Raw genomic sequence first — 13,073 nt, forward strand, 5'->3', positions numbered from 1 at the left:
GCAATCCAAAGTATGAGCAGTGTTGGTCGATGCTATGATAACGCCCGGATGGAGAGCTTTTTCGCAACGCTCAAGAAAGAAAAACTTTATCGTATTGATACGATGAAGATGACCCAGGAGATGGTCAAGACGATTATCTTTAGATATATCCAATACTATAATCATCGTCGGATTTACAGCACCAACGATGGTCTCCCGCCGCTCTCTAAGCGGGCACTTTACCACTGTACTGTTGCTGCATAATTCTCCTTGCCGATGGGACTAAACTTTTATTGACAATTCCAAAAAGCTACAGCCATATTCGCAAAAGAACGATAACAGAATACGTGTTCTTCATCCAAAATAACCTGGAGAATTATACGGTCAAACAGATGTGTAAAGCCTTGAAATTCGCAAGAAGCACTTATTACGAGGCTCTGGTTCATAGTCCTTCAAATAAAGAGCAGGAATATCAAAGATTCTCAGAAGAAGTAAAGGCGTGCTTTGAACAAAGCAAAAAGCTTTATGGTGCTATTAAGATTCACCGTAAACTGATTGAAAAAGGAATTCCATGCAGTATCAAGCGCGTACAACGCCATATGCAGCGCCAGGGGCTTCGTTCACTAGTCGTAAGGAAGTATAATTATAAAGTAAATCAGGGCAAAGTACCCGATACTAAAGAGAATATTCTAAATCGTGACTTTACAGCAGAAACCATTAACCAAAAGTGGGTGACTGATATTACCTATATTTATGTTCTCCGAGAAGGATGGACGTATCTTGCATCTGTTATGGATCTTCATAACCGCAAAATCATCGGTTACGCTTACGGTAAAAACATAACTGCTGATCTGGCCTTAAATGCAGTGAAAAATGCCTGCTTAAACGTAACAGATACAAAGGGTATCCTTCTCCACAGTGATCTGGGCAGCCAATATACCAGTGATTTGTTCGAAAAATATATGAACGAAAATGGGTTGGTTCATTCATTTAGTCGCAAAGGGAATCCTTATGATAATGCATGTATTGAATCTTTTCACTCAGTACTGAAGAAGGAAGAAATCTATCTGCATACGTACCAAGACTTTGAAGAATGCCGCAAGGCAATCTTTGAGTATATAGAATGCTGGTATAATCGTCAGAGGATTCACAGTGCACTGGGATATAAAACGCCGCAACAAGTGGAGGAGGAAGCGTTACAGTCAGCATAAAGAAGTTCAACTTTTTATGTCCAATCTATTGACATAGGTCCAGGACCATAATTCAGGCGATATAAAAAGGTTCTGTTAACTAAAGATGAAAAAATGAGATTTGAAATGCGAACCGGCATAGAAAAATGAAAGAATCAAGAGAGGAGGTTATCACATGAACGGCCATAAACCAATAAACGCCCGCAGGATTTCTGTTGCCGGATTTTCATTTCTCTTTGCCTATATTCTGTCGTTTCAGTTTGAGGGGCAGGTGCTGTACAGCCTGCTGGATTTGCGTGGAACAGACGCCGACCGTTACATACTGGCTGCAATTATCGCACATTTCGCGGGGCTTTTTACCTGCGGCCTGTTTGTCAAGTCACAGACGGCCGCCAAAAGCATGATGCTCGGCGGCATGGGCTTATGCTTAGCCGCCACTGTCCCCTTCTTTTTTCCTCTCCCCACTCTATGGATGGGCGGACTGATTGTCAGCGGATACTTTAGCGGCTGCGCGGTGGCGGCATGGGGATTTTTTCTCAGGGCCTTTACTCCCAAGAACGAGCGCATTAAATCCTGTGCCGACGTTCTGATTTATTCCAATTTGCTGATGATTGCAGTCAACGTGGTGACCATGAACAGGTCAACCTTTATCGGCCTTGGCCTCTCTGTGCTTTGTCTTGTAATCGGTATGGTTTTCATTTGGATGCTGCCGTTGGAGCAGGAGAATGAGCAGAACAAAACATTTAAAAATAAGACGCATGGCGGCATTAAAAACCAGCTAATATTGCTGTGTCTTTTTGTCTTTATCATTACAATTAATTCCGGACTGATGTATCAGGTCATCAACCTCGCTTTTGAGCATCTGACGGGGCTGGTGAGCTGGTATTGGGCCGTGCCTTATATCGTGGCGCTCGCCATTATGCGCAACCTGCCTATGAAAGCAAAGCGTTCCAGAATTTTGTATATCGGGATGGCAATGATTATGGGAGCGTTCATCAGCTTTATGTTGTTAGGGCGAAATACCTCCGACTATCTGACTGTGGATACGCTGATGCTCGGTGCCTGCGGTATTTTCGATCTGTTTTGGTGGAGCATCCTTGGAGAAATGCTGGATTATAGCGACAACCCGGCACAAACCTTTGGCATTGGGCTTTCCGCAAATGTATTCGGCGTGCTTTGCGGAGGCGTCTTGGGAATGACCGTAACATCCATTGGGCTTCCCAGTGCGGAGGTTGCGGTGATTGCCCTTACTGTGGTTTGCGTTACACTGGTTATGCTGCCGCCGATGAACTACCAGCTTGTTTTACTGCTAAAAAACCATGCCTACCTTGCTGCTTATGACAATATAAGTCAGTCACAGCAAACGGACATTGTTCGTCAAATTAAAACTCTTGACCCACTGACAGTCCGGGAGCAGGAGGTATTGCAGCTCATCCTTTCCGGCAAATCCAACCGTGAGATTGCCGGGGCTTTGTTTATCAGTGAGAGTACTGTAAAAACACATGTAAGGAACATTTTTTCAAAATATGATGTCGGTAGTCGGGCAGAACTCATCAGCACCCTGCTGAAAAATCAAAAGGTTGAATGATACATAAGATCATATAAATACAGGGTTTAACTAGCCTCTCATACTAAAGTATGAGAGGCTTTTTTCTGCAAATTCATCCTTTCGAATGATGCTTTTTGAGGCATCCTTCCCTAAAATTTATACTGGAGGGAGGTATGATGCAAATGAAATTAATCCGCAAACGACGCAATGAATATGTCTTATTGTTCACGGCCAGTATTAGTTTGGCGGTGTGGCTCGGCGCTACATTTATGTTAGAAGCGGTTTTCGCCTTTGGAGCGATCAGCCTTATCTCTCTCCTGTTATTGTTGAGGCAGAGTCGTCTGCTCTATGACGCAACACTCATTTGGGATAATCGCATCCTTGCGGTGCCATCTGCTCTCATCTCCATGCCGAGCCGCCAAATGAAAAAAGACACCGAGGAAACCGTAGTATCTACCTTTGGTATCCTCATCGGCAGTGATATTTACCGGTGGGGTCTCGACGGGGTACATGGCGTGCGCCTGAGCGCCGTTCAAATTGATAAAGAGCGGATGTACCTGACCTTTGGCGATAAGGATCAGACCATTCGGGTAGAGCTGCTGCACGGTATGCTTCACAAACAGACGGTTGTGGAGGCCGCACAAAAGCTGTGGCACGAAACAGGCGTGCAGGCAGAAATTAGTGATTGGTAATAAAAGGGAGGAATCTGACATGAAAAAGATAGTATCCATTTTACTCGTGGCGGTGCTGCTTTTAGGCAGTCTTGCCGGATGCGGTGGAGGCGGCGGCAAAAGCGACGCGGCGACACTTTCGCCGGAGGCTACCGGCGTTGCCCTGTCAAACGGCGTCAGCGTAGAGCTGGGCGATTATGTGCTGGACGGTGAAACGGAACTGACCGTAGCCAAGCAGCCCGTGGAAGAAAACAAGGACGAAGGGTACAAGATAGAAGCCTACGACTTTAAGCTGGGCGACATGACCGAGCTTTCCGATTTCATCACCTTACGTATCCCCTATGATACCGCATACTGCGAGGATGGGCAGGACCCGGCAAAATGCGTGGGGGCAAAGTACAAAAACGAAACCACCGGCGAGTGGGAGGATGTGCTGTTCGAGGTGAACGCAGCCACGAAGGAACTGGTCATCTACACCGACCATCTATCCACCTTTGGCGCATTCCATGTCAGAAACGAAGGCCAACGCAGCGCCAAAATCATCAACATTTATGCAGACGTTACCGGCATTGACCAGCAAGAAGCCATGGAAACGCTCCGCGAATACGTGGCGGGCGGCGGCGCGGACGGAGAGGAAGCAGCGGGCCTCGCGGCGCGCCTTCTCACCGGCTATAACGGGTTTTTGGGCGGCGCAACCGGAGCAGCCGGTGAAGCGGGCTTTGCCACTGACCTCACAGGTACGATCCTGAACATGGCATCCCTCGGCAGCCCGACCTTTGACACCGCGCTGGCTGATTCAGCCTACAAAAAGATGAACAAGCTGGGCAAGGTGGCGGCGGCGGTGAAGATCGGCGCGGTGATGCTGAGCACGGAAAAAACCGACGCCGACACCCTCGGCTTGTACAAGGACACGGCAATGCTAGCGCTCTCCTCTGCCGAATCCGCCGCGTGGGGACTTGCCGCCAGCGGCCTGTTCATCTTCGACTACACCATCAGCAGTCTGTTTGAGCAGGGCATGGCGATGAAGATGGATAAAATAGACGAGGTCTATGTCTATTTCAACGACCAATTCTCCGGCACACTGGATGGAGGGAACGGCTGGAAGGCCCGCAGCCTGAAAGATTGGCGACAGGTGCTGATCGATATCACCGAGGCCAACCCCAACGAAGCCGATGCCAAGGCCGCCATTGAAGCGGAGATAGACCGCTATGCCCGCTATTTCTGGACGCTGGGCGATATGGAAAAGGCCGCCGTCGTTACGGATATTAAGGATAAGAGCAACAAAGGCTCCGTCACTGTTCCCGACCCGACCCAAGCGGAAATCGAAACCTTAGTGGGCGCTTACAAGGCGCAGCTTTATGAACGCCTCTACCCGGTAACGCAGTCCGTCAGCGTGTATATGCAGCGCAAGGCCGAGGCTGCGTATCTGACCGCGTTGAACGAGGTCAAAGCGTTCTTTAACCAAACAATCACCTTCAACATTGTGGAAGATGTCCCCGATGGCGAGAAGTCGCAGTATGACGGCTACGCCCTGCGCTTCGCCCCGCTTTCCGAAAACGCGGTGAAGGAGAGCTGGAGCGGTACGATGAAGGGCGCAGGTGGGGCCTCCACCAAGTTTACCCTGCTTGGCTATGTGCAGGCTGGTTGTCCCAAGGAACTGCAACTGTTCAAACCCGGCGACGACCCCGAAAGCGACGAGCCGGAGCTGACGCTGGGCTTTAAGCTCTCCGCGCCAGTGACGGAGGTGAAACTTGGCGGACTGCCGTTGGAGGAGCTTTTGGGTACTTATTCTGCGACATTTACATTTGAAGATGAGAGCGATACCTATAACTTTACCTTCATGTATTATGAAGGGCAATTGGTATTTAAGCCAGAAAGTGATGATTTTGGCACCGCTTTTTTGCTTGTACCGGGGCCGTATGAATATAACCCGTCCACCGCTACGGCGACTTGTGAAGCAGCAAATGATGTTTGGTCTTTGTCTGCCCATGTTAGCTTTATTTCCGATGGAGGCACGGTTCGTTTTTCAAGCGACAATACTTTGGAAGATATTGAAGAAGGGAGAACAGTAACAACCTACGGCAAGGGAACCAAAATTGATTAGGCAAGACTTGCCCTGTCCGAAATAAAGCGAATCAAGGAGGGCTGATGAAATGAAGAAAGGCTTGATAGTCGCTCTTATTGCGGCCAATGTAATTATGCTGGTCGTCGGCGTTTTCACTATACCGCCCAACCTGCTGTCAGTAGACGCAAAAGGGACTCCTGCGCCGGGGACTGAGCAAACAGTGCCTATCACACCATCGCCGGAGGAACAAACCCCGCCCGCGACCACGGAAAGCGGAGGTGTTCCATCGCCGGAGGAAACAGGCGCGAGCTTATCCACCGAGAAACGCCCTGATTTGGAGGACTTTCTCTGGTATACGGAGGACGTGGCTTACGACGGAGTTCCCTCCGACGCAAATATCATCGACAATATTGACCCGCTGACCGGGGGCTGGAAAGCAATAATCATTTACGACCCCAATGACGAATACGACGCAGGCGCTATGGAGTTTCTCAACATCGCCCTTGCGGGTACGGCGGAGAGCCTGAGCCTCACCCTCGACTGGTATCAGATTTTTTGGGCCAATGAGGGCGAGAGATTCGATGAAACAGATATGGAGGACGGCGTATTCAGCGGCAAGTGGGAAAACGGCGGTCTGTGGGCGTCCGGCGCGGGAACAATACGCCTGACGCAGTTTTATGAGAAAAACGGAAAACAATACGCCATCGGCACGATGGATACGCCTGACGGAATACCGGCGCTTGTGGCGCTGGTGCGGCCATAAGGAGGTGCGGACGTGGGAAATTATTGTACGAATTGCGGCAAGGAGCTTCATACCGGCGCTTGCTTCTGCGCCAAATGCGGCGCAGCGGTGCTTGACGCGCCCGCGAAGCCTGTTCCCGTAGCACAGCCGAAACCTGTGCCGCAGTCACGGCCAACAGCCGAGGCACAGCCTCAAAAACGCACCCCGCCCGCTGCGACGCCAAAACGAAAGAGCGCCGCTGCACCGAAAAGAAACGATGGGCGAAATACGCTTTGCATCGTGCTTTCCGTCCTGCTCGTCATACAGCTTGCGGCGGTGGCTCTCTACGGCTGGCCGGGTTTTATGGTGAAGGGACGCGATGGCTCCGATCCGGCGGCGGAGACATCCGACGTCTTTGAGAACAGTGTACCCGCCGGGCTGTCCAACATCCAGCTGACGCGGGAGGACTATGCGGTCGAGCCATGGATCGTAAATGTGGGGCCTAACCAAACCGTGGCGCAAGCGGAGGGTATCGGCGTGGACTTCGGCGAGTTCAATCTTCTGGAGGACGGGGCATTGGAAATACGGGATATGGGCGTGAAAGCAGACGGCGAGAACGGCTACAGCGCCCGCTGCTATGACCTCTCGCTGGGGGACGCGACCGAGTTCCCCACGTATGTGACGGTCACCCTTCCCTACGAGCCGACCGCTGATTCGGCCGGCGGGCCGTTCGTGCAGTATTATAACAACGGCGCGTGGGAGATGATGTATTCGGTCCGCGATGAATCGGCGGGAACGGTTACATTTTACACGGACCACTTCTCCACCTTCGGCTTGTTTGAGCACACCGGTGGCTACAACTCTGGTCCGCTTTCAAAGGTGAAAATCGACCCGAACAAGCTGGACTTGCTCATCAACAACTGCGAGAGCGATTCGGCGGCGTATTTTGCGATGATGCGAAGCGGCTCGCCCGAGGACAGCGGACTCATCAAAGCGGCGCTCGACGCGTTTGGAGCGACCAGCAACATCCTCTCGGGTGCGGATTACTCGGTAAGCTTTACCGAGAAGGCGCTTGAGAAGGGCAGTGCGTTCACGAATGAGTTCTCAAATGCCCTCGGAAAGGTGGGTGCGGGGCTCACTGCCCTCAAGGTCGGTATGTCGTGGTATCGGACAGGCGAGGTGACCCAAGCGTTTACGGAAAACAAATACGACATCATAGAGCTGGGGCTGGGCTCTGCGGGCACGGCGCTGGGCGCAGCGCCACTGACCGTTGCCGCAAGCGGCGTGTGGCTTATGGGCATGGCGGACCAGACAATAACCGATATATACAACCAAGGCTATGACAGCCCCGCCGAACACGCCTATCAGGAATTTACATGGGAATATGTCGCCTACTCCAACACTCTCGGGGGTCTTTGCTGTCGGAAGCCTACCAAAATGCCCGCGCGAGCGCTGCTTGACGAGGAGATGTCGGACGCGGTAATCGTCAACGACGCGAAAATCTGGGCAAGGCTCATTGAGCGCGAGTATAAAAAATACCGCAGCGACCCGCAAAAAATGTACGCCGCGATAGACAAGATGCTCGACGACTACGCGAACACCTTTTGGCGGCTTAAAGCCAACGTGCGCAAGATGATAGCCGAGGATATCCACCGAGCGGACGCATGGAGCGAGCCGACAGCGCAAGAACGTGCGAAATTGACCGAAGAGCTCAAGGCCGTTCTGCGCTACCGCCTGCGAAAGCTGTTCGCGTGCGTCTTTGAGCGCTGCATCCTCGACGCAAAGCAGCAGCTCCTTCGGGATATACTGGCGCTCGAAAAGCAGATGAACGCGGTGACGACCGTCAAGGTCTGCGGGAGAGATGAAAAGGGAAACGAGATTCCGCTGTCCGAAACGGAATACAGGGGCTATACCGCCGCATTCGCTCCCTCCGCCACCGAGCGCCCGACAATATGGATTTGGCTGCCGGGCAGCGCCGAGGACTCTGTATTTCAGTGTACGTTGTATAACTACCTATCCCTCGGCGCACCTACCTGCGTTAAGTTCTACAAAACGTGGGAGGATCAGGTCGCAGATAATACTGCCTTCGCCCTGCCGCTTACATATGCGCCCGGTGAAGTAAAGCTGTTCGTCGACACCGAGCTTTCCATAGACGAGCTCGTGGGAACTTATGAAGGAACCGTTTCCTCAGAGGAAGGGTCGCTTTCTCACACATTCACAGTTCGTAAAAACGGAGACGGGATTATGATCGATGATACGATGGACACAGTGAAGTTGCAATACGATCCTGCAACGGGCATTGCCAGAGGGTCAATGTCAACATCATATGGCGAATATAAGCTTCGTTATACCTACAGGTTCACCTTTGCAAGGAATAACGGAACCATTTTTATGACTGGCACATCCAGTGCATACCTAGATGATGAATATCAATCGACTGCAAATTTCAACTGTTACAAAGTAAGCTGATGGGCAATGATGGGATAATAATATGAAAGCAACGGAAACTTATATAACTAAAAAAAGACCCATGAACAGTAAACCGAAACGGATTCTTCTGCGGATTTCATCCCTGCTGATGCTGCTTGCCGCCCTGCCCATGCTGCTGTGGTGCTTGAATCTCATTGACAATGCGGCGCTGGATTATACCTATGCCGGAGCTGGCTGCTTCGCTGCCGGAATCGCGTACAGCTTTTCAATGGTGACGGCCATCGCGGGCCTGGCTTTTGCGATAAAACCCTACCGGCACCGCTGGTGCCGGACGCTCGGTCTTATCCAACTGGCGGCGGGAGTGCTGCTGATCGTCCCGCTTCTCTCCTATGCCGTGCTCATATTGCCGCCACTTTTTCTGCTAACCCTCCTGTATCTGTTCGGCGTAGGCTGGCGTGAAAGGTGTGACTTCGAACAACAATGAAAGGAGCGTCCCGATGGCAAAGAAGAAAACGAATAAAAACATCCCCCTGCCCATCCTTATCCTGATTTACACTGTCCTGCTGTTTGCCATGTATTCAAGTCTCTCTACGCTGGCACTGGCGATATGGGGCGACAGCGTTATGGGCACGGTGGACAGCTACGAATCTAGACTGGATGACACGAATGCGGAGCCAAATCGCTCACGAACCGTTTCCAAGGGATATTGGTTTATAGCAAATGGCAAGGAATACCGGGGTTATGTGATCTATAGCAGCGACGAGGCATGGCCGAGCTTAGATGAGGGCGAAACACGCTCCGAGCGCATACGATACCTTGACCTTTTCCCCTACGTCAACAAGCCCGCCATGCTGAGCGAATTTGATGAGATGGGTGAATTCGCGATTATTTACCACATTCTCGCCCCTATCGGTTCTCTGCTTTTGCTGCTGCTTGTCATACGCACAGCCAGACGAGGGAAAAAGAAGAAACCAGCGGCGAGGAAGCCCGCTGCATTTCAAATTATCGAGCAAAGGAGTGATACGGATATGTTTTGTCCCAACTGTGGAAACAAGATTACGAAGGGTATGGCTTTCTGTTCAGGCTGCGGCACGAAAATACAAACAAACGCCCCCGGCGTGTGTACGGCCTGCGGCGCAACGCTTCCGGAGGGAGCCGAATTTTGTATTGGCTGCGGAAAGGCGGTGAATTCGGCAACGTCGGAGCCGATGGAACCACACCATGTAGCAACTCCCTCGCCCCCACAGAGCGGCGCGGGGCTGGTCGGCTTTTCCGACAGGTATAACTGCCCTGAGATACTGGCGGCCGCACAGAAAAACAAAAAATTCTCCATTGGATGTATGTGGATATTGGTGTCCGTGCCGCTCATCGGCTTTCCTGTCGCCGGTCTGCTGATGGACGATTTCCCCTTTGGAGAATCCATTATCATCGGCATGGGTATTGCTCTTGTCATGCTGGTCTTTAATCTGCTGGCGTTGAGAAGAACCAAGCAACCAATGTGGGAGGGTGTGGTCGTCAATAAGTACAGCAAGGAGAAAAGCGAGCATAGGGGCGGCGAAGATGATAATTACAGAACCTATACGGAATATACCACGATCATTAACACCGATGCGGGCAAGAAAAAAACCATCGTGGAAAAGGACAGCGGGCGGCATATGTACGACTATCTCTCGGTTGGCGACAGGGTGCGGTTTCATCCCAAATTCGGTACATACGAGAAGTACGATAAATCCAAAGACCGCATCATCTATTGCAATGTCTGCTCCATGATGAACCCCATACAAAATGACCGCTGCAAGCGGTGTAATAACCTATTATTTAAATAAGGAGGATTTTATAATGGAGAGATTTGACACGCTGCTGGAGGCTGCGGAGTTTTCGGCAACACGCTGCACAAGCTGGAGCTTTGCCACTTCCAATGATAGATACAATGTAAAAGGCTTGCTGGTGCTTGCCGAAACAAGCGATAGTGAAGACCCCATCGATGAGGACAGCTTTTATGTGGTATCGCCTGCCGGAGCTATCGGCTTATGTAACGACGGCGAGGACATTGACTGGCTGTTTCTGTCTGACGCTGCGCCGAATGAGGATCTGCCGCTGACATACCAAGCTGAGCCGCAGATAAAGTTCTGCTCGAAATGTGGCTCCGGCGTTGTTCTCGGTGCTCGATTTTGCGGTCAGTGTGGAACAGCGCTATGAAAATAAAAGGCTAATTTGGATGTGGCTTTAGTTTTCCGTAATCAGTTTGCGTTGCTTTTTGAAATTGAATACTTCCGCGACTATTACTTGTTCATGAATGATTCAATGAGTACAAATATCTCAAAGGTAGTCATTGACTGAAGTATATGGACGGTGTGTAACATACATCGGTAACCTCTAAAACGGGGGGGTGTGCAAAAGCGGTGCAAATTTTAACGATTTGATTTGAGCGGTGCATTTTATCAATAGTTAGTGCCTTTGCCAAATCAAATACCATCTATTGATAAAAGGAATTTTGTCAGCAGGTGGTTTTTTGTTTGCCCGAAAGTGCTTGATTTACGCTGCTTTCGGGCTTCGTGCTTTTTGCCTTGTAGCAATAGTTGGTGTTTTAGAGTAGCCGTTTTCGGAGGATACTTGACACGAACTTGTGGCTGCCAAGTGCTTATTTTTAACGATTAGACCTCTGGGGTGTGCATCTTTTAACGATTTGCCTTGTAATCGTTAAAAGATACTGTTACTACAAAAAAACAGCCCGCCGATTGGCGAGCCGTGCGAAAGTTGTTTATTTCTTTTTGTGGTCAACGACCGAACTTACTTTAACACCAAGGACATTTGAAATGGCCGCTGCTCTGCGGTCTAATAAGTCACCAAGTGCATCACTATTTTCTTCGCTAAGTTTGCCCTTGTGAACTTCTACGAAATCTTTTACAGCCTTATCAGCATCGTATAAGTCACTATTGTCGGTGTAAATGGTAGGTTGCTTTTTCATAAGATTTCTCCTTCTAAGTATTTTATTATTCGCTAAGTTCCTGAACATCATCACCGTCAGTGTACCAAGCATAATTCTTCTCACCGCATTTCTTGCATATTATGTATGCAGTATGCGAGTCTGATGTGTTTTCATCAACATACTCAGAGCCGATTAGAGGTTCACTGCAGTTTTTACAAGTACCAACATTTTCTAATTTTATAGATTGAAACACTTCTTCTTTTGATTTTCGCTTTTTGCTTATTTGCTTGTATAGGAAGTATACACCTGTTCCAATTGCAGCAACTGCTGAAACGACAACTATTGCAATCATTGCACCATTTCCGTTCACTTCGATTTTAGGTGATCTTGTTAGAATCTTGTTTGCGCTTTGGGGAAGTGCAGCATTTGATGAAAGGATCTTAGTGTTATCGGATACTGTTCTGACCGAAAGATTAGAGGCCTCTGTTACGTTTGAATTTGGTGTCCAATCATAATGATAGCCGCCTGTATAGCTGCTGCTAACATATTGATTTCCGAAAAAAGGGTGTCCCACATTTCCTGCCATTTAAGTACCTCTCATTTTATTTGAATAGCTTTTTAGACCAATTGGCCGATGTTCCAATTATCGTTCCAATAATCGGAACTACAAATGGAAGTGTTTTTATAAGCACATCGAAAACTGTATCAAGTTTATCTGTTGATGTACCACCTGCCGCTGTTGCTGCTACCGTTCCAACAACATCCTGAACCTTTGAATAATCGGCCTCATCCAGTTCATCATCGCAATCTAATAGAAGCGCTACAACCTTCGGGAGAACTTCATTTTCCTTATTGTTTGAAATCTCATAATCGAGGACTGAACGGATTGCAATATATTGAGTAAAGTTCATTGGCGTTTTCTTGTTTTCAAGGTTGCTGATGGTTTGCTTGGTAACACCAATTTTGTCCCCTAACACTTCTGCCGTCCACCCGGCAATCTTCCTGATGGGCGACAGGTTATTCTGTAGTCTTTCAATTTGGATTTCTCGTTCTTTTATTTTATTAGACACAATAAATGCACCTCCATAATTGAGATTGATATTGTATAGTTTTAGTTGACAACTGATTCACAAGGATTTAAGCTAATCAAAGAGTCAGGAGGAGACGAAAAAATGGCAAAGAATAGACAATATGATCTGGAATTGTCAATAAAAGTTTAGTCCCATCGGCAAGGAGAATTATGCAGCAACAGTACAGTGGTAAAGTGCCCGCTTAGAGAGCGGCGGGAGACCATCGTTGGTGCTGTAAATCCGACGATGATTATAGTATTGGATATATCTAAAGATAATCGTCTTGACCATCTCCTGGGTCATCTTCATCGTATCAATACGATAAAGTTTTTCTTTCTTGAGCGTTGCGAAAAAGCTCTCCATCCGGGCGTTATCATAGCATCGACCAACACTGCTCATACTTTGGATTGCGCCCTTTGCAGCCAATGCGGTTCGGAAGGCTGTGCTTGTAAATTGCGACCCACGATCC

At 49.2% G+C, this 13,073-nt stretch carries 14 protein-coding genes; 10 read left to right on the forward strand and 4 right to left on the reverse strand.

Features of this window, described 5'->3' with window-relative positions:
• From BLW33_RS13170 to BLW33_RS13215, 10 genes are all read left to right on the forward strand, one after another.
• Positions 1-243: integrase core domain-containing protein (locus BLW33_RS13170; protein WP_143032653.1), on the forward strand; the 243-nt coding region annotated here is incomplete at its 5' end.
• Positions 244-272: 29 nt separating this feature from the next.
• Complete coding sequence (locus BLW33_RS13175; RefSeq protein WP_176966739.1) at positions 273-1,190, forward strand: IS3 family transposase; 918 nt, start codon at positions 273-275, stop codon at positions 1,188-1,190.
• A gap of 154 nt (positions 1,191-1,344) precedes the next feature.
• Positions 1,345-2,757, forward strand: a complete 1,413-nt coding sequence (locus BLW33_RS14495; protein ID WP_090309763.1) for a LuxR C-terminal-related transcriptional regulator — start codon at positions 1,345-1,347, stop codon at positions 2,755-2,757.
• Positions 2,758-2,891: 134 nt separating this feature from the next.
• Entirely contained in the window at positions 2,892-3,410 is a 519-nt protein-coding gene (locus BLW33_RS13185; protein WP_242911688.1) for a hypothetical protein, read from the forward strand.
• Between the two features lie 19 nt (positions 3,411-3,429).
• A complete protein-coding gene (locus BLW33_RS13190) occupies positions 3,430-5,493 on the forward strand; it encodes a hypothetical protein (protein WP_090309765.1) in 2,064 nt (687 codons plus the stop codon).
• 49 nt (positions 5,494-5,542) lie between these two features.
• The gene (locus tag BLW33_RS13195; protein ID WP_090309768.1) at positions 5,543-6,217 is read left to right on the forward strand and encodes a hypothetical protein; all 675 of its coding nucleotides are present in this window, start codon (positions 5,543-5,545) and stop codon (positions 6,215-6,217) included.
• Positions 6,218-6,229: 12 nt separating this feature from the next.
• Positions 6,230-8,644 carry a zinc ribbon domain-containing protein gene (locus BLW33_RS13200; RefSeq protein WP_090309771.1) on the forward strand — a complete coding sequence of 805 codons (2,415 nt, stop codon included), beginning with the start codon at positions 6,230-6,232 and terminating at the stop codon, positions 8,642-8,644.
• Positions 8,645-8,666: 22 nt separating this feature from the next.
• Positions 8,667-9,089, forward strand: coding sequence for a hypothetical protein (locus BLW33_RS13205; RefSeq protein ID WP_090309774.1), 423 nt, complete (start codon positions 8,667-8,669; stop codon positions 9,087-9,089).
• A gap of 13 nt (positions 9,090-9,102) precedes the next feature.
• Positions 9,103-10,431, forward strand: a complete 1,329-nt coding sequence (locus BLW33_RS13210) for a zinc ribbon domain-containing protein (protein WP_090309777.1) — start codon at positions 9,103-9,105, stop codon at positions 10,429-10,431.
• 13 nt (positions 10,432-10,444) lie between these two features.
• The gene (locus BLW33_RS13215) at positions 10,445-10,804 is read left to right on the forward strand and encodes a zinc ribbon domain-containing protein (protein WP_090309779.1); all 360 of its coding nucleotides are present in this window, start codon (positions 10,445-10,447) and stop codon (positions 10,802-10,804) included.
• A gap of 562 nt (positions 10,805-11,366) precedes the next feature.
• Here BLW33_RS13215 and BLW33_RS13220 read toward each other — a convergent pair.
• The 4 genes from BLW33_RS13220 to BLW33_RS13235 form a co-directional block, all read right to left on the reverse strand.
• Positions 11,367-11,573, reverse strand: a complete 207-nt coding sequence (locus BLW33_RS13220) for a hypothetical protein (protein ID WP_090309782.1) — start codon at positions 11,571-11,573, stop codon at positions 11,367-11,369.
• A 25-nt stretch (positions 11,574-11,598) separates the two neighbouring features.
• On the reverse strand, positions 11,599-12,120 hold the full coding sequence (locus BLW33_RS13225; RefSeq protein WP_090309784.1) for a hypothetical protein: 522 nt from the start codon (positions 12,118-12,120) through the stop codon (positions 11,599-11,601).
• Between the two features lie 16 nt (positions 12,121-12,136).
• Positions 12,137-12,604, reverse strand: coding sequence for a helix-turn-helix transcriptional regulator (locus tag BLW33_RS13230; RefSeq protein ID WP_242911689.1), 468 nt, complete (start codon positions 12,602-12,604; stop codon positions 12,137-12,139).
• A 168-nt stretch (positions 12,605-12,772) separates the two neighbouring features.
• Positions 12,773-13,073 (reverse strand): integrase core domain-containing protein (locus tag BLW33_RS13235; protein ID WP_143032645.1); only part of this gene is annotated, 301 nt, incomplete at its 5' end.

It is taken from the genome of Eubacterium aggregans (genome assembly GCF_900107815.1).
Taxonomy (GTDB): Bacteria; Bacillota; Clostridia; order Eubacteriales; family Eubacteriaceae; genus Eubacterium_O; species Eubacterium_O aggregans.